Annotated in this window: 19 protein-coding genes, 1 tRNA gene and 2 pseudogenes; 5 read left to right on the forward strand and 17 right to left on the reverse strand. The window is 70.0% G+C overall.

What is annotated here, in order from left to right; all coding sequences use genetic code 11:
* Nucleotides 1–47: 47 nt before the first annotated feature.
* The 6 genes and pseudogenes from secD to BCY76_RS00390 all read right to left on the reverse strand — a co-directional run bounded on the left by secD (nt 48) and on the right by BCY76_RS00390 (nt 5,894).
* Nucleotides 48–2,048: a protein translocase subunit SecD gene (gene secD, locus BCY76_RS00365; RefSeq protein WP_085437029.1), complete on the reverse strand. Its 2,001-nt coding sequence runs from the start codon at nt 2,046–2,048 to the stop codon at nt 48–50.
* Between the two features lie 124 nt (nt 2,049–2,172).
* Nucleotides 2,173–2,493: a preprotein translocase subunit YajC gene (locus BCY76_RS00370; protein WP_070159940.1), complete on the reverse strand. Its 321-nt coding sequence runs from the start codon at nt 2,491–2,493 to the stop codon at nt 2,173–2,175.
* A gap of 159 nt (nt 2,494–2,652) precedes the next feature.
* A complete protein-coding gene (ruvB, locus tag BCY76_RS00375; protein ID WP_070159942.1) occupies nt 2,653–3,726 on the reverse strand; it encodes a Holliday junction branch migration DNA helicase RuvB in 1,074 nt (357 codons plus the stop codon).
* A pseudogene (ruvA, locus tag BCY76_RS00380) lies at nt 3,723–4,345 on the reverse strand (Holliday junction branch migration protein RuvA). The gene ruvB and the pseudogene ruvA overlap by 4 nt, the downstream one beginning before the upstream one ends.
* 162 nt (nt 4,346–4,507) lie before the next feature.
* Nucleotides 4,508–5,107 carry a crossover junction endodeoxyribonuclease RuvC gene (gene ruvC / locus BCY76_RS00385; protein ID WP_237089876.1) on the reverse strand — a complete coding sequence of 200 codons (600 nt, stop codon included), beginning with the start codon at nt 5,105–5,107 and terminating at the stop codon, nt 4,508–4,510.
* Between the two features lie 28 nt (nt 5,108–5,135).
* A complete protein-coding gene (locus BCY76_RS00390; protein WP_070159944.1) occupies nt 5,136–5,894 on the reverse strand; it encodes a YebC/PmpR family DNA-binding transcriptional regulator in 759 nt (252 codons plus the stop codon).
* Between the two features lie 411 nt (nt 5,895–6,305).
* Here BCY76_RS00390 and BCY76_RS00400 point away from each other — a divergent pair, with 411 nt between their 5' ends.
* Both BCY76_RS00400 and BCY76_RS00405 read left to right on the forward strand, forming a co-directional pair.
* Nucleotides 6,306–7,121 (forward strand): M3 family metallopeptidase, encoded by an 816-nt coding sequence (locus BCY76_RS00400; protein WP_139827540.1) that lies wholly within the window; start codon nt 6,306–6,308, stop codon nt 7,119–7,121.
* Complete coding sequence (locus tag BCY76_RS00405) at nt 7,039–8,142, forward strand: M3 family metallopeptidase (RefSeq protein ID WP_272896798.1); 1,104 nt, start codon at nt 7,039–7,041, stop codon at nt 8,140–8,142. The genes BCY76_RS00400 and BCY76_RS00405 overlap by 83 nt, the downstream gene beginning before the upstream one ends.
* Nucleotides 8,143–8,182: 40 nt before the next feature.
* Here the strand turns inward: BCY76_RS00405 and pgsA are convergent, their stop codons facing one another.
* From pgsA to BCY76_RS00430, 5 genes are all read right to left on the reverse strand, one after another.
* Nucleotides 8,183–8,797: a phosphatidylinositol phosphate synthase gene (gene pgsA, locus BCY76_RS00410; RefSeq protein ID WP_070159951.1), complete on the reverse strand. Its 615-nt coding sequence runs from the start codon at nt 8,795–8,797 to the stop codon at nt 8,183–8,185.
* Nucleotides 8,797–9,441, reverse strand: coding sequence for an HIT family protein (locus BCY76_RS00415; protein ID WP_237089881.1), 645 nt, complete (start codon nt 9,439–9,441; stop codon nt 8,797–8,799). The genes pgsA and BCY76_RS00415 overlap by 1 nt, the downstream gene beginning before the upstream one ends.
* A 10-nt stretch (nt 9,442–9,451) precedes the next feature.
* Nucleotides 9,452–11,467, reverse strand: a complete 2,016-nt coding sequence (gene thrS / locus BCY76_RS00420) for a threonine--tRNA ligase (RefSeq protein WP_396954328.1) — start codon at nt 11,465–11,467, stop codon at nt 9,452–9,454.
* A gap of 174 nt (nt 11,468–11,641) precedes the next feature.
* Nucleotides 11,642–12,562, reverse strand: a complete 921-nt coding sequence (locus BCY76_RS00425) for an Fpg/Nei family DNA glycosylase (RefSeq protein WP_070159954.1) — start codon at nt 12,560–12,562, stop codon at nt 11,642–11,644.
* Nucleotides 12,563–12,584: 22 nt separating this feature from the next.
* Nucleotides 12,585–13,058 (reverse strand): ribose-5-phosphate isomerase, encoded by a 474-nt coding sequence (locus tag BCY76_RS00430; RefSeq protein ID WP_070159956.1) that lies wholly within the window; start codon nt 13,056–13,058, stop codon nt 12,585–12,587.
* A 183-nt stretch (nt 13,059–13,241) separates the two neighbouring features.
* Between BCY76_RS00430 and BCY76_RS18405 the strand changes: the two are divergent.
* Together BCY76_RS18405 and BCY76_RS18410 are read left to right on the forward strand one after the other, a co-directional pair.
* Nucleotides 13,242–13,706, forward strand: a pseudogene (locus BCY76_RS18405) (OsmC family protein); the annotation flags it as partial.
* Nucleotides 13,707–14,060: 354 nt separating this feature from the next.
* A complete protein-coding gene (locus tag BCY76_RS18410; protein WP_070159986.1) occupies nt 14,061–14,456 on the forward strand; it encodes a globin in 396 nt (131 codons plus the stop codon).
* A 30-nt stretch (nt 14,457–14,486) separates the two neighbouring features.
* Here BCY76_RS18410 and BCY76_RS00440 read toward each other — a convergent pair whose 3' ends face one another.
* Nucleotides 14,487–14,930 (reverse strand): hypothetical protein, encoded by a 444-nt coding sequence (locus tag BCY76_RS00440; protein WP_070159958.1) that lies wholly within the window; start codon nt 14,928–14,930, stop codon nt 14,487–14,489.
* A complete protein-coding gene (locus tag BCY76_RS00445; protein ID WP_139827541.1) occupies nt 14,927–15,313 on the reverse strand; it encodes a hypothetical protein in 387 nt (128 codons plus the stop codon). Before BCY76_RS00445 ends, BCY76_RS00440 begins: the two co-directional genes overlap by 4 nt.
* A 238-nt stretch (nt 15,314–15,551) precedes the next feature.
* Between BCY76_RS00445 and BCY76_RS00450 the strand changes: the two genes are divergently transcribed.
* On the forward strand, nt 15,552–16,577 hold the full coding sequence (locus BCY76_RS00450) for an acyl-CoA thioesterase (RefSeq protein ID WP_070159962.1): 1,026 nt from the start codon (nt 15,552–15,554) through the stop codon (nt 16,575–16,577).
* A gap of 48 nt (nt 16,578–16,625) precedes the next feature.
* Here the strand turns inward: BCY76_RS00450 and BCY76_RS00455 are convergent, their stop codons facing one another.
* The 4 genes from BCY76_RS00455 to BCY76_RS00465 form a co-directional block, all read right to left on the reverse strand.
* A complete protein-coding gene (locus BCY76_RS00455) occupies nt 16,626–17,876 on the reverse strand; it encodes a glycosyltransferase (RefSeq protein ID WP_170922532.1) in 1,251 nt (416 codons plus the stop codon).
* Nucleotides 17,877–18,076: 200 nt separating this feature from the next.
* Nucleotides 18,077–18,748, reverse strand: coding sequence for a DUF2079 domain-containing protein (locus tag BCY76_RS19770; protein WP_272896799.1), 672 nt, complete (start codon nt 18,746–18,748; stop codon nt 18,077–18,079).
* 2 nt (nt 18,749–18,750) lie between these two features.
* Nucleotides 18,751–19,533: a DUF2079 domain-containing protein gene (locus BCY76_RS19775; RefSeq protein WP_272896800.1), complete on the reverse strand. Its 783-nt coding sequence runs from the start codon at nt 19,531–19,533 to the stop codon at nt 18,751–18,753.
* 1 nt (nt 19,534) lies between these two features.
* Nucleotides 19,535–19,607, reverse strand: a tRNA-Arg gene (locus tag BCY76_RS00465).
* Between the last annotated feature and the right edge of the window lie 158 nt (nt 19,608–19,765).

The following is a 19,765-nucleotide window of genomic DNA, read 5'->3' on the forward strand; positions in this document are numbered from 1 at the left end:
GGTACGGCGCGCGTGGAGCGCGCGGGCCCGCCGTCGCTCGGCGATGGTCAGCCCCGGGGCTTCGGGGTCGGCCCCCGCTGGTGGCTGGGAGGCGCCTGCTCCGGATGGTCGACGATGGCGTCGTCCTGCTCCGGATGGTCGACGATGGCGGCGTCCTGCCCCGGATCGACCCCGGTCCCCGGGCCCCCTTCGGTGTCGAGGGTCAGCGTGCTGGTCGCTGTGGCCTGGGAGACGCTGACCGCAGAGGTGCCTCCGGCGGATTCGTCCCCCGCGGCGTCCTGACCACGCGGCGTCGCCGCGGCACGGTCCGGTGAGACGGCACCGGTCGGTTCGGCCACTGCCGGAAGCACCGACCGGCGGGCGAAACGCCCGGCGCCCCGATAGAGCATGTCCACCCCCAGCTCCTTCTCGGAGAGCCCGGAGAACCGGCGCCCGGAGGCGAAGAACCTCCGGCGGGCGATGATCTGCATCACCGGGTGGGTGAACAGGAAGACCAGGATGACGTCCAGGATCGCGGTGAGGCCCAGGGTGAAGGCGAAGCCGCGGACGTTGCCCACCGCCACCATGTAGAGGACGACGGCGGCGATGACGTTGACAGCCTTGGAGGCCAGGATCGTCCGGCGGGCACGGGCCCAGCCGTTCTCCACCGCCCCGGCCAGGGATCTGCCTTCGCGCAGCTCGTCCTTGATGCGTTCGAAGTAGACGATGAACGAGTCGGCAGTCAGACCGATCGAGACGATCAGACCCGCGATGCCGGCCAGCGAGAGGCGATACCCGTCGGACCAGCCGAGCAGCGCGATCGTCCACCAGGTGAGCACTCCGACGACTCCCAGGGAGGCGATCGTGACCAGACCCAGCGCCCGGTACTGGAACAATGCGTACCCGGCGACCAGGATCAGACCGATGATGCCGGCGAGCAGGCCGTTGCGCAGCTGATCGGCGCCGAGCGTCGCCGAGATCTGTTCCTCGGACTGGATCTCGAAGCTGACCGGCAGAGAGCCGTACCGCAGCTGCTCGGACAGGTTGCGCGCCTCATCCTCGGTGAAGTTTCCGGTGATCTGGGCTCGGCCGTCAGTGATCGGCGAGTTCATCCTCGGAGCGGAGATGACGCGGCTGTCCAGCACGATCGCGAACTGGTTGCGGACGCCCTCGAGCCCGTAGAGACGGGTGGAGGAGTCGCGGAACTCGGCGGTGCCGTCGCTGTCGAGCACGATGTCGACGGCCCAGCGTCCGGTCTGGCCTCCCGTAGGCGTCTGCTCCATCCCGAAGCCGGCGTCGTGGATATGGGTGCCCGGGACCTCCACGGGGCCGAGCAGGTACTTCATCCCGGTCTCGGGGTCACAGGTCACCAGTGGCTGATCGGAGTCGGCGGCCTCCCGCTCCTCGATGCTGACCTCACGGCTGCAGGTGAAGTTCGCGAAGTCGGCGGCGACATCCTGGGTGATCCAGTTCAGGTCGGAGGGGTCCTGCGGCTCTGCGGTGGGCTCTGGGAAGTCCTCCGGCTGGGCCTCGGCCCCCTCGCCTCCGGCGTCCTCCTCACCGGCGACGTCCTCGTCCTCCGTGGCCTCCTCCTGGGCTTCGGCCGCCTCTTCGAGCTCCTCGGCCTCCTCCTCAGGCATGCCTTCTTCGATCAGCTGGTCGATGTAGTCAGGATCCATCTCGGCCTGCAGCACCGGGCGGAACTCCATGTCGGCGGAGGCCTGGATGAGCTCGCGGGTCTCGGCATCCGGGGTGCCCGGCATGCCGACGACCACGTTCTCCGCTCCCTGAGTGGCGATCTCAGCCTCAGCCACACCGGTGCCGTCCACGCGCTGGCGGATGATCTCCACGGCCTGCTCGAGCTGCTCGCTGTCGAGCTGGTCGTCACCGTCCACATGCGGGGACAGGACCATCTGAGTGCCGCCCGAGAGGTCGAGCGCCAGCAGCGGCGCCCACTGGGCCCGGTCCTGGGAGACCCCGTAGGTCAGCAGTCCGCCCATCCCGAGGATGAGCACCAACAGTCCGATCAGGGCCGCGCGGGCGCGGGCCACCGGTGTGCTTGTCGCCATCAGGCTCTGGTCAACCTTCCGCTCGTCGGGTGCGTCGAGGGGCGCTGCGCGGTCACGCCGTCCCGCCCCGTCAACACCACAGCCCGCTCACCGGTGCGGTGGCGGGCTGTGAAAAGGGAACTGGTCAGCGTTCCTCTGACTCCGGAGACTCAGGGGACTCCGGAGCGGGGTCCTCCGGCGACGCCGCCGGAGTCACCACATGCTGGACGGCGGGGAGCTGGAAGTCCACGCGGTCTCCGCCGGAGAACTCCAGGGTCACCCGCTGCTTCTCCTCGTCGCGGGCGACGACGGTGCCGACGACTCCGCCGGCCGTCACGACCTCCGCGCCCGGCACAGCACCGCTGATCGCGGCGGACTGTGCATCACGCATCTTCTTCCCGCGGCGGAAGGTCATCAGCATGAAGAGCGCGAGGATCGCGATCATGATCAGAAGGAAGGGATCCATCAGAGATCACCTCCTGCCGCGGCGTGAGCCTGCTGCACTGCCATGACGTGTGGTTCGTTCACCTGTGGGCCAATCTGTTCGATCGATGGGCAGCTCCGCGAAGGCGCCGAGCCTGGTCAGCTCGACCGCCGCCGTGGAGTCGTTCAACGCGACAGACTATCAGCTGTCGCCGAGGTCCCAGCGCGGATCCCCCGAGGACACGGCCTCCCGTCCGCTGTCAGCGGACTCGGGCGGCTTCAGGCCCAGGTGGCGCCAGGCTCCCTCCGTGGCGATGCGGCCCCGCGGCGTACGGGCGAGCAGCCCCTCCCGCACCAGGTACGGTTCGGCGACGGTCTCGACCGTCTCCGTCTCCTCCCCGACGAGGATCGCCAGCGTGGACAGACCCACCGGACCGCCGCGGAACGTGGTGCACAGGGCATGGAGCACCGCGCGGTCCAGACGGTCCAGACCGCGCCGATCCACCTCGTAGGTGTCCAGGGCCTGACCGGCGGCCTCACGGTCCACCAGGGGCACCCCGTGCACCAGAGCCCAGTCGCGCACCCGTCGCAGCAGTCGGTTCGCGATGCGCGGGGTCCCGCGTGATCGTGTGGCGATCTCCGCGAACCCGGCGTCGTCGACCTGCATGTCCAGCATCCCGGCCGAGCGCCGGAGAACCCGCTCCAACTCGTCGGCCGAGTAGTACTCGAGATGCCCCGTGAATCCGAAGCGATCCCGCAACGGGCCCGGCAGCAGCCCCGCGCGCGTGGTGGCGCCCACCAGGGTGAACGGCGGCAGCTCCAGCGGTATCGACGTGGCGCCGGCTCCCTTGCCGACGATGATGTCGACCCGGAAGTCCTCCATGGCCATGTAGAGCATCTCTTCGGCTGGTCGCGACATCCTGTGGATCTCGTCGATGAAGAGCACCTCCCCGTCGGTGAGCGAGGACAGGATGGCCGCGAGGTCGCCGGCATGCTGGATCGCCGGGCCGGAGGTGATGCGCAGTGCGGCATTCATCTCGCCGGCGATGATCATCGCCAGCGTGGTCTTCCCGAGCCCCGGTGGGCCGGACAGCAGCACATGGTCGGCCGCCGCTCCCCGCAGCCGCGAAGACTCCAGCACGAGTGAGAGCTGCCCGCGCACCGTGGACTGACCGACGAAGTCCTGCAGGGTCTTCGGCCGCAGCGCGGCCTCGAGCGCCTTCTCCTCGGCCGCAGGCGCCGTCCCGACCAGCTCGCGGGGATCCTCCGTGCTCATCGGCCGCTCCCCCCGGCAGAACCGAGCATCCGCAGGGTGTGCCGCAGGACCACCGGCACCTCGGCCTGCGCCAGCTCCGGCTCATCACGCAGCACCTGCTCGACGGCGCTTCGGGCGTCCTTCTCGGTCCAGCCGAGCGAGCTCAGCGCCTCCTGGACCTGCCCCGTGACCTCATCGGCTCCGGACGGTGCGGGGGTCGCAGGGTCGTCCGCCGGTTCGACGACGAGCTTGCCGGCGAGCTCGAGCAGGATCCGCTGAGCGGTCTTCTTCCCGATGCGGGAACCTTCGTGAAGGCGGCGGTGTCGGAGTCGGCGATCGCCTGACGCACCGCGGCCGGACTGTGCACGCTCAGCACGGCCAGGGCCAGCCGAGGGCCGACCCCGGAGATCCCCAGCAGAGTGGTGAAGATCTCCCGCTCGCCGCCGTCGGCGAAGCCGAAGAGCAGCGGGGCGTCGTCCTGGCGCGGCACGAACGAGGTCTGCAGCCGGGTCTCCTGGCCCAGCCGCAGCTCTCCCAACGTCTGCGCGGTGGCCGTGACCTCGAGGCCGAACCCGGCCACCTCAACGATCGCATGATCGAGCCCCACGTGGAGCACCTCGCCCCGGATCGAAGAGATCATCGCTCACCCGTCCTGTCCGCTGTTCTGTCCGCCGCCGCATCGACGTTCGTACACATCTTCGAACAGACTACCGCCCCCGTCGCGCGCTGCCCGGGCCGACTCGCCCGGACGCTCCGCCGCCGGCGCGCCTCTCGGCCTCCTGCCAGTCACGCTGGGCCGGTGTCATCCCCGAGGTGCCAGCGTCTGCAGCCCGCTGCAGAGCCGTCCGCGCCCCCTGGTGGGTCCGGTCCCGGCCGCCATGTCATGGCGCGTGCCGATGCCGGACCGCCAGGCATGGCAGATGGCCACCGCATAGGCGTCGGTCGCGTCGACGGGCTTCGGCAGGGCGGGGAGCCGCAGGATCCGCTGCACCATGCGAGCCACGGCGGCTTTGTCGGCGGAACCGTCGTCGGTCACCGCCGCTTTGACCTCCGAGGGTGTATGCCAGGCCACCGGGATGCCCCGTGCGGCGGCGGCGGCGATGACCACCCCCGAGGCCTGCGCCGTGCCGACCACGGTGGGAGCGTTGTTCTGGGCGAACACCCGCTCGATGGCCAGCACGTCCGGAGCATAGGTGTCCAGCAGGGCCTCGGCGGCACGCTGGATCGCCAAGATGCGCTCCGCCAGATCCTGGTCCGAGCGGGTTCCGGTGACCTCCACGTGCACGGACTCGCCGGTGCGGTCCCGGTGCATCTCCACCACGGCGAAGCCGCAGCGGGTCAGCCCGGGATCGACGCCGAGGATCCGCTGGGCCACCCGTGAGGTCCCGGCCGTGCCCCTCACCGGCACCGTTGACGCCATAGCCCGGCGATCAGCTCTCGGCGTCGAGCGCGGCGAGCGTGTCCGCGCTGAGGTCCGCGTTGGTGTGGACGTTCTGGACGTCGTCGAGATCCTCGAGCGCATCATGCAGCCTGAGGAACTTCTTGGCGGCGTCGAGGTCGAGGTCCACCTTCACGTCAGAGACGAACTCGACCTCGTCCGACTCCACGGCGAGTCCTGCGTCTTCGAGCGCCTTGACGACCTCCTGCAGATCCTGCGGCTCAGACTGCACCTCGAACGTCTCCGCGTGCTCGATGACCTCCTCGACGCCTGCCTCCAGGACCGCGGCGAGCACGTCATCCTCGGTGAGCCCCTCCTTCGGCACGCTGACCACGCCCTTGCGCTGGAACATGTACGCCACCGACCCGGGATCCGCCACGGTGCCGCCCGAGCGTGTCACCGCCACACGCACTTCCGAGGCAGCACGGTTGCGGTTGTCCGTGAGGCACTCCACGAGCAGCGCCGAGCCCTGCGGGCCACGCACCTCGTACATGATCTCCTCATACTCCACCGCATCGCCCGTCAGACCTGCCCCGCGCTTGATCGCCCGGTCGATGTTGTCGTTGGGGACCGAGTTCTTCTTGGCCTTGGAGACGGCGAGATCCAGCGCCGGGTTGCCCGCCGGATCCGGCCCGCCGTTGCGCGCCGCGACCTCGATCTGCTTGATGTAGCGGGCGTTGATCTTGGCGCGCTTGGCGTCCACAGCAGCCTTGCGGTGCTTGGTGTTGGCCCATTTGGAGTGGCCGGCCATAGTTCTCCGATCTCGTCAGTCAGGGTTCCGGAATGCACGCCACCATGACGTGCGGCACGTAGTGTGGACACCAGCCTACCGTCGCCACGAGAGGAAGGCCGAAGCCTTGACGCACGCCTCCCAGGTCACCCATCCGGACACCGGCCAGGTCCGAGTCCGCTCCCGGCCCGACGGCGCCGGCTCCCCCCACGATCCCTTCGGCGACGGCTTCCTGCTGGACCACCAGCACCCGGATCTGCGTCGTGTCTCCCCCGGCGACTGGCTGCCGGCGCTGCGGGCGGGGGTGGCCGAGGAGAAGGCTGAGCTCGAGGAGATCGCCGCGCGGGGCGCTCCGGCCGACGTCGACGATCCCTGCGAGCCGTCGGGCGGGCCGGTGGGAGACTGCGGCGCGTTCAGCGCGCGTTCTCCTGCGTGTTCTCCGCGGACGCCGGCCCGGACCTGCAGGACGTCCAGGCACACTGGGCCCCCGAGATGGCCGCCCACCGAGACTGGGTGCAGCTGCACCCCGGACTGCACCACCGACTGCGTGAGCTTGCCCAACGCATCGACGCCGGGGCGGTCTCCCCCACCGCGGAGCAGCGTCGGATGCTGCACCGTCTGCTCGCGGAGGCTGAGGCCGCCGGTGCGGGACTCTCCGGCACCGACCAGGAACGCCTGCGGGAGCTGAACCGGAAGATCGCCGCCGAGGAGACCGCCTATCAACGCCTGCAACGGGCTGAGGCCGCCGAGTCCGCCGTCTACGTCGCCTCCGCCGATGAGCTGGTGGGGCTCGACGACGCTGTGCTCTCCTCGGCACGAGAGGCCGCGCGCGCCGCCGGCCATGACGCCGGGCACCTGCTCCGGCTCGGGATGCCGGTGCAGCAGCCGGCGCTGGCGGTGCTGCGTGATCGTCAGACCCGGCGTCGTCTTCACCTCGCCTCCTTCGAACGCGGCGGCATGCCAGGCGACGACGGGCGCACCACACGGCAGATCGGCGCGGATATCGCTGTGCTGCGGGCGCGGCGGGCACGGCTGCTGGGTCATGACCATCACCTGGACGCGGTGCTGACGCTGCGCACCGCGTCGGACGTCTCCGCCGTCCAGGACATGCTGCGGCCGCTCATCGCCGGGGCTACGGCGTCGGCTGGCCGAGGAGCTCGCGGTCGTGGAGGAGCATCTGCGCGCCGCCGGGGACGTCCTCGACGAGCCTGCGGCCCTGGGACCTCACCTATGGGATCGCCGCCGTAGAGCGGGCGGCCCGCGGTGCAGCCGAGGGACGCGACGACGCCCCGGGCCCGCCCGCGGACGCTCCCTGCCTCTGGAGGAGGCGCTCGGACGGGTGTTCGCCGCCGCCCGCCGGGTCTACGGCCTGCAGGTCCACGAGCGGACGGACCTTCCGGGGTTCGTCGACGGGGCCCGCAGCTTCGAGGTCCGCGACGTCGACGGCGCCGTCCTGGGCCTGTTTTTGCTGGATCCGTTCGCTCGTCCCACCAAGGCCGGCGGCGCCTGGATGAACTCGTTCTCCGTGGCGTCCTCCTTGACCGGATCCCGTCCGGTGGTCATCAACTGCCTGAACCTGGCACGCCCAGCCGACGGCGAGGCGGCGCAGGTCACTCGTGCCGAGCAGAAGACCCTGTTCCACGAGTTCGGCCACGCGCTGCACGGGCTGCTCGCCGAGGCCGAGTTCGAGGCCCTCTCCGGCACTGCCGTGCCGCGCGATGCCGTGGAGTTCCCCTCTCAGGTCAACGAGGTCTTCGCCGACCTGTGGCGCCCGTCCCCGGCGTCAGGATCGCATCTCCACCCCGGGGCCGACCCCCACTGGGGCCGTGGAGCCTCGATGGTGGAGCATCTGGCCGCCGTCGTCCTGGACCTCGTCTGGCACACTCTCAGTCCCGAGCAGGCCGAGGAGGCGGCCAGGGATCCGGAGGGGTTCGAAGACCAGGCGCTGGCCGCGTGGGGGCTGGACCATCCCCTGGTGCCGCCGCGCTACGGCACGGGCTGCTTCAAGCACATCTTCGCCGGATCCGGGTACGCGGCCGGCTACTACTCCTATCTCTGGGCGCAGGTCCTCGCCGCCGACGCCGCCGAGTGGTTCCGCACGGTCATGGACGACGAGAGTGCGCTGCGGAAGGCCGGAGATCGATTCCGCGCCGAGCTGCTGCGCCGCGGCGATACCCGAGAGCTGGAGGAGTCATTCCGGCACGCGATCGGGCGGGAGCCCACGCTCGCCCCCTTGCTGCGCAGCCTCGGGATGACACCGCCCGCCTGACGTTCCCGACCCGGAGCCGGACCGACGGTGAGTCGAAGAGTCAGCGATTCTGCTGATCGGCCTGCCGTCGGACGGAGAGGATGCGCTGGACCACCGTGACGGCCGAGGCCGCCGCCAGCAGGGTCAGCACGACGAGCAGGACCGAGGAGTGCAGCCCCAGACCCGTGAAACCGGTGAACACCAGGGCCAGGACCATCCTCTCGGGACGTTCGGCGATGCCGACATCAGCGGTGTAGCCCATCGCCTCGGCTTTGGCGCGCACATATGGCACCAGGCCCCCCAGCAGCAGGCAGGCCGCGGCGGCGACACCGATCCAGGGCTGGTCGCCTCCGGTGAAGAACCAGATGAGCAGACCCAGGAAGACAGCTCCGTCCTGCACCCGGTCCAGGGTGGAGTCCAGGAACCCGCCCAGGGGCGAGGACCGGCTGGACATGCGAGCCATGAGTCCGTCGATCAGGTCCGAGAAGATGAACAGCGTGATGAACACGGTGCCCCAGAACAGCTCCCCCAGGGGGTAGAGGACCAGGGCGCCGAGGGCCACCCCGACGGTGCCGATCACGGTGACCATGTTGGGCGTGAGCCCCACACGCATGAGCAGCTTCGCGACCGGGGTGAACAGGGCGCCGAAAAGGCCTCTCGCATACCTGTTGAGCATCAGGCGTCCTGCTCCTGTCCGGCCTCACCGGACGTCCCTTCCGTCTGTGCCTGATCTGCGGCGAAGGCCCGGGCGGCCTCGTCCCAGACGTCGTGGAGCATGCGGTGGGTCTCCCCCAGCGTCTGGGCCATGTTCTTGGTCTGGGCGATGATCGGCAGGAAGTTGCCGTCGCCGCCCCACCGGGGCACCACATGCTGATGCAGGTGCGCGGCGATCCCGGCTCCACCGTCCTTGCCCTGGTTGAGCCCCAGGTTGAACCCGCCGGGTGCCGCGACGGTCCGCAGCGCGACCATCGCCACCTGGGACAGTCGGGTGAACTCCTCGGACTCGGCGGCGCTGAGGTCCGTCAGGTCCGGCACATGCCGGTAGGGGCAGACCAGGAGGTGGCCGGGGTTGTAGGGGTACAGGTTGAGCAGCACGTAGCAGGTCGTGCCGCGGTGCACGATCAGGGAATCCTCGTCGGCGCGCCCCGGCGCGGTGCAGAAGGGGCAGTCGGAGGTCCCCGAGACCTGGTCCTGCCCGCGGCGCATGTACGCGATGCGGTGCGGGTTCCAGAGGCGCTGGAACGCGTCCGGCACCCCGGCCAGGGAGAAGTCGTCCTCCGCCGGGTCGGGCGTGGTGTCGGCGTCGTGCTCCTGGTCCACCACGGGCCGCTCAGGCCTCACGGTCCTCGATGGCCTTCAGGATGCGCGCCACGGCCTCGTCGACCGGCACCTGGTTGTCCTGGCTGCCGTCACGGAAGCGGAAGGACACCGCGCCCGCGTCGGCGTCCTCACCACCGGCGATGAGCACGAACGGGATCTTGTCCTTGGAGGCGGTGCGGATCTTCTTCGGGAACCGATCGGTGCCGTCCTCCAGCTCGGCGCGCACGCCGGCGGCCCTGAGCCTGTCGATGACCTCGCCGAGGTAGTCGTTGAACGGCTCGGCCACGGGGATGCCTCGGACCTGGACCGGCGCCAGCCACGCGGGGAAGGCTCCGGCGTAGTGCTCCAGCAGAATGGCGAAGAACCGCTCGATCGATCCGAACAGGGCCCGGTGGATCATGATGGGGCGCTGTCGGGTGCCGTCCTCCGCGGCGTACTCCAGCCCGAAGCGTTCCGGAAGGTTCGGGTCCACCTGCACCGTGGACAGCTGCCACTTCCGCCCGATCGCGTCGGTGACCTTCAGGTCGATCTTCGGGCCGTAGAAGGCCGCCTCCCCCGGAATTTCGGTCAGCTTCAGACCCGAGGTCACCGCCACATTGCGCAGCGCCTGGGTGGCGTCCTCCCAGAACTGGTCGGAGCCGACCCACTTGTCCTTCTCGTCGTCCCGCATGGACAGCTCCAGCTCGAAGTCGTCCAGGCCGAAGTCACGCAGCAGCGAGACGACGAACTCGACCACCTTGGTGACCTCGTCCTCCAGCTGATCCTGCCGGACGAAGAGATGCGCGTCGTCCTGGGTGAACCCCCGCACGCGGGTCAGGCCATGCAGGGCCCCCGAACGCTCATTGCGATAGACGGTGCCGTTCTCCGCGAACCGCAGCGGCAGGTCCCGATAGCTGCGCCCCCGCTCCTTGTAGATGAGGATGTGCATGGGGCAGTTCATGGGCTTCAGGTAGTAGTCCTGGCCCTGCTTGGTGATGGTGCCCTCGTCGTCACGCTCCTCGTCCATGTGGATGGCGGGCCACATGTCGTCCTGGTAGTTGGCGAGGTGACCTGAGGTTGCGAAGAGATCGGCCTTGGAGATGTGAGGGGTGTAGACGTAGGTGTACCCGGACTCCAGGTGCCGCGCACGGGCGTGCTGCTCCATGATCCCGCGCACCAGCCCTCCCTTGGGATGCCAGACGGAGAGGCCGGAGCCGATCTCCTCGGGGAAGCTGAACAGGTCCAGCTCACGACCGAGCCGACGGTGGTCCCGACGTTCGGCCTCGGCGAGGCGCTCCTGATAGGCCTTGAGGTCGTCCTTCGTCGGCCAGGCGGTGCCGTAGAGGCGCTGCAGCTGAGGGTTGGTCTCTTTGCCCCGCCAGTACGCGCCCGCGGCACGCATGACGGCGTACCCGTTGGCGATGAGCTTCGTGCTGGGCAGGTGAGGCCCCCGGCACAGATCCGCCCAGACCTTCTCCCCCTTGCGGTTCACGTTGTGATAGATCGTGATGACGTCGCCCCCGACCTCGACGTCGGCCCCGTCCGCGGACCCGCCTCCGTCGCCGCCGAGCAGCTCCAGCTTGTAGGGCTCCTCAGCCATCTGCCGCTTCGCCTCGGCGAGGTCGACCACTTCGCGTTCGAAGGTCTGCCCCGACTTCACGATCTTCTGCATCGCCTTCTCGATCTTCTTCAGATCCTCCGGCGTGAACGGCTCCTCGACGTCGAAGTCGAAGTAGAAGCCGTCCGTGATGTAGGGACCGATGCCCAGCTTGGCCCCGGGGAAGAGCTGCTGGACGGCCTGGGCCATGACGTGGGCGGTCGAGTGCCGCAGGACGTCGAGCCCTTCCGGCTCGCTGATGTCCACCGGCTCGACCACGGCGCCGGCCGGGATCTCCCGCGACAGGTCCCAGACCTCTCCGTCGACACGCATCACCACAGTCGTCGCCTGGTCCGCGAAGAGGGTGATCCCGGTGGTGCCCGGCGCGATGCCGGTGGCCTCGCCGTCGATCGTGATGGTGATCTTCTCGGACACTGCGTTCTCGGACACGGGGAACGGTTCTCCTCACGGATCGGCCGACGTCGCCGGCCAGGGGCAGGACACAACAGACCCTTCGAGAGGGTCACCAGTGATTCTACGGGAATCGGCGACCGCCCACGCATTCGGCCCGGGCCTGCCGGAGCGCGCCGCCGCGCCTCGACTCCGCCCGCGCCCGCAGGCCGGTCACCGTTGGCAGCCAGGGCACCAATAGAGGGTGCGACCCTGGAGCTCTCGGGCGGCGATGGCCTCTCCGCACCGCAGGCAGGGGGTCCCGTGATGCCGGTAGACCCAGTGGCGACGTTCTGCCTCCGGATGCGAGGAGACCCGATAGTCATGCGTGGCCTCGGACGGCGGCGGATCCGGGGTCCGCACCGTGCGGATCACGCCCTCCCGGACTCCGTCCCGCAGCTGGTCGGTGAGTCGGCGCCACAGCGCGGCGGCCTGCTCCGCCGGGAGCTGTCGTGCGGGCATGTCCGGGTCGAGGCGCTCCAGGAAAAGCGACTCCGCCCGATAGATGTTCCCGACCCCGGCGATCACACTCTGGTCCATCAGCGCGGCGGCCAGCGGGGTCCGACGTCGAGCCAGGCGTCCGGCGAAGCTCTCGATCATGTCATCGAGGGTCGCCCCCTCCGGCTGACGCAGCGGATCGGGACCGAGCCGGGCGATCACCTCGCGGTGCTCCTCGGCGGTGAGGACCGCACACCTCGACGGTCCGCGGAGATCTGCCCATCCGTGAGGAGAGCGGATCCGGGCTCGGACCGCGCCCTCCGGAGCGGTGGGGACGATCCAGCCGTCGTCGTCGCGCCGAATGTCCCAGGCTTGCGCGGCGGCACGGGGTGCGCCCAGTGTGGCGGCGCCGTCGAAGGACTCGTCCCCCCGGAAGCTGAACGCCCCGTACAGGCCCAGGTGGACTTGCCAGACGTGGTGGCCGACGCGCACGAAGAGGTGCTTGCCCCAGGCCTCTGCCTGCTCCGGGGCACGTCCGTCCAGAAGGGCCGCGCCCGCGGCGAACCGGCCCTGCGGCGAGGTGACCTTCCACATCCTGCCCACGAACAGGTCGCCGATCTGCCGGGCGAGCCGGTGCAGCGTGTGTCCTTCAGGCATAGCTCGTCTCAGTCGTCGGTGCTCAGTCGACGATCTCGCCGGACTCCTCGTAGCGGGTGATCTTGCCGATCCGGCGCGCGTGACGCTCCTCGTCGGTCCACTGGGCGGTCAGGAACGCCTCGACGATCTCGGTGGCTTCCGCGACGCTGTGCTGGCGGCCGCCGAGCCCCACGACGTTGGCATCGTTGTGCTCGCGGGCCAGCCGGGCCGTGTCCAGGTTCCAGGCCAGCGCGGCCCGGATGCCACGGACCTTGTTGGCGGCGATCTGCTCCCCATTGCCGGAGCCGCCCAAGACGATGCCCAGAGAGTCCATGCCCTGGCGACGGTCCTCGGCCACAGCCTCGGCGGCGCGCAGGCAGAACGCCGGGTAGTCGTCGAGCGCGTCATACTCCTGCGGACCGTGGTCGATCATCTCGTAGCCCTGGGCGCTGAGGTGCTTCACGAGGTGGGCGGAGAGCTCCATGCCGGCGTGGTCGGTGGCGATGTGGACGCGCATGTCAGGCGGTGTTCCTCTCGAGGGACGTCAGGTGGCGGGCGACTCATCGACGCCACCTGGTGCTGTGGCGCCGATGACATCCTATGAGGAAATCGCGCTCGTCCTGGAACGCGTTGCGCCGCGAGGGGAGCCTGCCCGACGGACGGTATCGTGAGAGGCACAGGCACCACAGATGGGGAGAGCATGCAGATCGACCAGCACACCTTCCGGGTGGAGGTGGCCTGGAGTGACGACGGCGGAACGACCGGGCCCCGAGACTACCGACGCGAGCACACCGTCACAGCGGTGCTGAGCGAGCGGGAGTCCTCGCGCGGGCTGGAGTCCCCGCCTCCGCTGACGGGGTCCGCGGCCCGGGCCTTCCATGGCGACGCTGAACGGTGGAACCCGGAGCAGCTTCTGCTCGCCGCCCTGGCACAGTGCCATACCCTCTCCTATCTGCACGCGGCCGCCGCGGCGGGTGTGGTGGTGACCGCGATGACCGTGCACGGCACGGCCGAGCTTCGGGTCCACGGCGACGGTTCCGGGGAGATCACCGCGGCAGTCCTCCGCGCCGAGGTGACGCTGGCCGATGAGAGCCGGCGCGCACGGGCCGATCAGCTGCATGCCGAGGCCGCCGAGCGGTGCTTCATCGCCCGGAGCGTGAACTTCCCGGTCACCCATGAACCGGTGTCCCCGTTCCGGTCCACCGGCGCCTTCGACCGCGGCACCTCCCCCAGCAGATCCACTCCACCCGAGGCTTCCGCACCTCAGGGGTCCGCACGCGAGGGCTCGGAGGATCGGGCCCCTCGTCCCCAGTTCTCGCGCCGCCTCGGTGCTCCGATCGCCACAGTCCGTCCGGTGGGACGCCCCCCGTCGCAGGTGAGCGGCCTCCCGTCGACGGAACGGCCCACCACGGAGCCGCCCTCCGCCGAAGGAGAATCGTCCTCCGACCATGCGGCGACGGCGTCCTCCCGTCCCGCCAGTGCCGACATGGGATACCTGCCCGCACCCGGAGGACTGCCGATGGGTGACCCTGCACCGTCCCCGGATCAGAAGTCCTTCTTCGAGGAGGTGGGCGGCCACGAGACCTTCCAGCGGATCGTCGACGTCTTCTACGACCAGGTGGCCGAGGACCCCGATTTCCGCGCGATGTATCCCGAGGAGGACCTCGAGCCCGCCAAGCGCCGGCTGCTGATGTTCCTCGAGCAGTACTGGGGCGGGCCCCGGACCTACCAGGCCGAACGCGGCCATCCGCGACTGAGGATGCGCCACATGCCTTTCCGCGTCGATGCCCAGGCGCGAGACACCTGGCTGCGGTACATGCGACGAGCGGTGGAGGCCGCAGACCTGTCCCCGATGCATGAACAGATCCTCTGGGACTACCTGGAGCGGGCGGCCCACTCCATGGTCAACAGCTGAATCATGCCGCGGCGTGAACCGCGCCGCCGCTCAGATCCCGGTCCGGCGGCACAAGATATGACCACCGGCTGAGCTCAGGCGCAGCCAGCGACCCAGACCGTGCACGGCGGTGCGCCCGCCGGAGGCCTCCGGGCTCAGGAAGTTCAGCGCGTGAGAACCGAACGCCGCACCGGCCGGAACCGCCTGCGCCGCTGCCGAGGCCGCCGTCCCCTCGGACGCAGCGGGGCCGTCAGCGGGATCCGCAGGTGCCGACTCGGCCTGCACATCGTCCGTGGAGGCGCCCGCGGTGGACTCAGCCGCAGTCTCAGCGAGGCTGCGGCCCCAGACCCGCTCACGGACCTGCTCCACGACCGCCGCGCCGGCCGTCTCCGGCACGGTCCGGGCGATCTCCGCGATGCCGTGCTCGGCTGCGGCACGCACGACGTCGTCCTCCAGCTCCCCCAGGGGCTGCCATCCCGTGCGCGGGGGCGTCACGGCGGCCCACGCACGCTCAGCCGGCTCGGCGGCAGCGGCAGCACGGTCTCCGCCGGGTTCATCCGGGCGAGACGCTCGGTGATCGCGCTCAGCTCCACGGTGACGTCGGCTCGGGACGACCGGGTCAGAGCCATGGTGCGCAGCCCCAGCACCGCAGGCAGTCGACCCACCAAGGAGCTGGGCGTCATCACCGGCACCCAGGCGGCCAGCACCGTGCCCACGGCCTGCAGCCGGACGCCCTGCTCCTGGATCCGGCGGGCACGCCGGATATAGGTGTGCAGGTCCTGCAGGGCCACGGCCTCCGCGAAGTGCAGCTCCCGCGGCTCCTCAGAGGCGCGCGCGGAGGAGGGGTCGGGCGAACGGGGTCCGGGGGTGCTCGTCATGGCGGCCATTCTTCCATCTGCCGCTTCGGGGACCGGTCCCCGTGGAGGTCTGTGACGGGGCATGTCCGCACGGGGCGCTCACCGTCACCGACACACCGCAGCGGCTCACGGGGCCGCCCCGCAGAGCCTGCCGCTGACCACGCGCTGCGCTCGGTAGAGTGGTGTTCAGTCCCGCCCCGTACCAGCCGGTACCATCCTGTGCCGCCCTCCCCACCAGCCCGCCCCCTCCGGAGGTCCCATGTCTGAGCGTCCGTACCGCGTCCCCACCCCCGCAGAAGCCGTGGACCGTCTGGTGGGCATGCTGGACCTCGAGGATCTCGTCCCGGCCGACGGCGAGCCCGGCGCAGAGGATCTCTTCCTGGGACCGGTCTTCGACCAGGCCTTCTGGCGAGTCTTCGGGGGTCAGGTGCTCGCCCAGTCGGCGATCGCCGCGATGAGGACCGTGGATCCGGAGCGAGTCATCCACTCCGTCCACGGATACTTCCTCCGCCCCGGTGATGCCACCAAACCGATCGAGATCGGCGTCGAGCGGCTCCGCGACGGGGGCTCGTTCTCCGCCCGACGCAGCCACGCATATCAGGACGGGCGGCCGATCCTGTCGATGATCGCGTCCTTCCAGCGGCCGTCCCCGGGGCCGACGCATCAGCAGGACATGCCGCTGGACATCCCCGGACCGGAGGAGCTCGCCGCCCCGCATGAGCTCGTCGGGCACGTGAAGCACCCTGTCATGCAGGAGTGGGCCCACGGCAGGCCCTTCGAGATCCGTCATGTGGACCGCCCCATCTACTTGGAGGAGGACACGCTGCCCCGGGCCGCCAACGCGGTGTGGATGCGCACCCGCGGCCCGCTGCCGGACGATCCGAACGTCCACCGGGCGGCGATCCTCTATGCCTCCGACTACACGTTGTTGGAGCCGGTCCTGCGACGCCACGGGCTGTACTGGGCCAAGCCGGGGATGAAGGTGGCCTCCTTGGACCACGCGATGTGGTGGCACCGGGAGGCGCGCGCTGACGAGTGGCTCCTCTACATCCAGCGCAGCCCGAGCGCCCAGAGCTCGCGCGGACTGGGTGCGGGCGCCATCTACACCCGTGACGGAGCCCTGGTGGCCACCGTGGCTCAGGAGGGCATGGTGCGTCGTCCCCACGGACTGAAGCCGCGCATCCAGGAGCGCGTCCAGCAGTCGATGGTGCGCAGTTCACGCACCCAACGTCGTCTTGAGCGGCAGTATGGCAGCACATGGGCCTCCCGCTATTTCACCCGATGAGCTGTCTCGCCCGCTTCTCCGGCGCGTCGCCTGGCATGATGCGCCGCCTCATCCGGTGAAGGCCGAGGCTGGGCTCAGACTGCGGTAGAGGCGCAGGCTCGCCGTCGCCGTCGCCGCCCAGGAGTATTCTTCGGCTCGCACGGCCGCCGTCGTGCTGTACCGCTCCCAGGCGCGCCGGTGGAGGACCAGCCAGCGCATCTGTTCCGCCCATGCCGCGGGGTCCAGCGACCTGATGAGCCGGCCGCTCCGGCGGTGGGTGACCAGTTCGGAGAGCCCACCGACGTCATGAGCCAACACCGGGGTCCCACAGGCCATCGCCTCCAAGGCCACCAGCCCGAAGGACTCGCTGTAGGAGGGCATCAGCACAGCGTCGGAGTCGCGGAACAGGGATGCGAGCTCGGGGTGCGGCAGCGGGTCTGTGGTGCGCACCAGATCCGCCACTCCGTGGTCGGCGGCCAGTCGCCCGATGTCCAGGGCATCGTCGCCGCTCTGGCGACCCGCCACTGTGAGCTCCACCGGAGTGTCAGGCATCACCCTGCGGAACAGTCCCAGCGCCTCCACGGCGACCTGCGGGCCCTTATGGGGCTGCAGGCGTCCGGCGAAGGTCAGCCGCAGAGGTCGGCCCTCCAGGCTGAGGCGGGGGTCCTCGCCTTCGGGCGGGTGGAAGACGCTGAGGTCGACGCCGGGGCGCACCGAGGTCACGTCTTCCGCCTCCACGCCGAAGAGCCGCACCAGGTCGTCACGTTCGCGGGCGGTGTTCGCCGTCAGGGCGTCCGCTGAGCGTGCGATGGCCGCCTCGGCCGCGTCGCGACGGTGGTCCTCCGTCGCCGCCGGATCGCACTCCTGCTTCACCGCGCCGATCGTGTGCATGGTATGGACCAGCGGCACCTGCAGTCTGCGCGCCATCAGGGTGCCGGCCAGGCCGGAGATCCAGTAATGGGAGTGCACCGTGGTCACCTCGGTGCCGTCGACGGCGGCCAGGCTTCGCAGCGCGCGCCTGGCGAGGGACTCGACATCGTCGACGAGGCGATTCTTGCCGCCCGGTCCTCCCGCGCGCAGCTGGTGGACCCGCCTCCCGTCGTCGAGCAGGCGCACGTGGTCGTCGTCGTCACCGGTGGTGACCAGGTCGACGCAGACCCCGGCGGCCCTCAAGGCCCGGGACAGCGAGTTCACGTAGACGTTGAGTCCGCCGGCATCGCCCGCGCCGGCCTGGGCCAGCGGAGAGGTGTGCAGACTCACCATCACGATGCGGAGCGGCGAGGGCCCTCCGCAGGGGAGCGTGGTGGTGGCGGTGGCCAAGATGCTGGTCCTCCGTGGGCGGCTGATGCGGTGCAGGTGACCGGAGCTCCGGTCAGCCGTCCGACTCTGGTCACGACGGCTCTCTCCATTGTGCCTGAGCCGCGGCCTTCCGCGCGCCCTGCGTCGCGCCAGTATCGGGAGACGGACCGCTCTCGGCCATCCGGACGGCAGGCTCGGAGCGCCGTGGCCCATCCTCCAGTTCAGCGCCGGAGATAGTCCGCACATCCGGCCGCAGCGTCCTCCCCCACCTCGCGGGTGAAGACCCACAGGCCCTCATCGTCCTCGATCACCGGCTCGAAGCCGAGTCGGTCCGCCCGGGCGAAGGCCTCCTGAGGAGTCAGCGGGTCACTGCCGCCCAGCTCGTCGACACGGTCATCGATGATGAGCCACATCAGGCGATCCTCATCCGTGGTGCCGTTGAGCCCGACCCTCGTCCGGTCCACCAGATGGGGCACGGCGGTGTCCGCTGCCTCGACACAGACACCGTCGGGGATCCGATCCACCGCACGGAGGTGGGCCTCGGCCCGGTCCGTCATGGTCCAGTTGTCCCCGGTGAGCGTCCGCTGGAAGGGGAACACCTGGGGGAAGAGCAACGTGCCCACCAGGGTCACCGCCAGCACCGTCGACGGCAGGGCGACCGCGATCCGCCGTCCGGCGCGCGGACCGGTGCGGCCTGCGATCCGCCGGACGACGTCCAGGGCGGCGAGCAGGAACACCGGGGCGAGGATCGCGTCGTACTGGTAGACAGGGGCCCAGACGTTGAGCCTGTCGTTGAACAGGCGTGACAGGAGGATGGGGGCCCCGATGATCACATACGGGGAGACGAAGGGCAGGAGCCAGAGCGGGAGGAAGTGGAGCAGCCACAGGCCCACCTTCAGGGGGTGGTCGAACAGGACTGCGACGGCGTGCCAGGCTGGGTGAGCATGAACACCACCGCGGCCCCCGCCGAGGCGCCCAGAGCGGTGTACTCCCAATATCCGAACTCCCCCGCCGGAGAGAAGTGCGGGATGACGACCTCCGTGGCGAACCAGAATCCCAGTACGCCCAGGGCGGCGGTGACGGCCGCCGGGAGCCACAGACGACGGATCGCCAGCACGAGTGCGACCGCCAGCAGGGTCACGCCCAGATCCTCGCGGACCAGCAGCAGCGCGGCCGAGAGCCCGACCGCCAGCCATGGGCGGTGGCGTTCCATGGCCCAGATCACCCACGCGATGAGCGGCACACCGAACGCGATCTCGTGGAAGTCCCAGTTGACCATCGCCTGGAACGGCCAGAAGAGCAGCACCGCGGCCGCGCTGAGGATGGCCGGACCGTGACTGAACCAGGATCTGACCACCAGGTACACCGGGACCGCGGTGGAGACCAACAGCGCCGTCATGGCGACGTTCAGCATGCGGGGGTCGCCCCAGATCCAGTACAGCGGGGCCAGGGAGGCGATGATCGGGTGGAAATGATCCCCGAGCAGGTGGAAGTCTTCGCCCTTGATCGGCACGATCGGCGCCTCGAACAGCGCATACTGACGCACCGCCTGGTCGAAGATGCCCAGGTCATAGCCCTTGGCCTCGAAGTTGCGGAACCGCAGCAGCGAATGTGCCAGGTACAGCAAAGAGGCCGCCGTCATCACGGCGGCCAGCTGCCATCTCTGTGAACGCGTCAAGCGCCCCGGGAGGGATTCGAACCCCCGACCGGCGGATTAGAAGGCCGCTGCTCTATCCCCTGAGCTACCGAGGCTGGCACTGGTCGGTCACCACGGCACGTCCACGCGCGGTCGGTGCGGCGGTTCCCCTCCAGTCCGATGGACCAGTCTACCGACTTCTCTCCTCCACAGGCGACCTGCCCCTGCGCTCGACACGCCGGGGTCTCCACAGGGCTCTTCGGTTCCCTCGCGG

Source organism: Nesterenkonia sp. PF2B19 (genome assembly GCF_001758425.2).
Lineage (GTDB): Bacteria > Actinomycetota > Actinomycetes > Actinomycetales > Micrococcaceae > Nesterenkonia > Nesterenkonia aethiopica.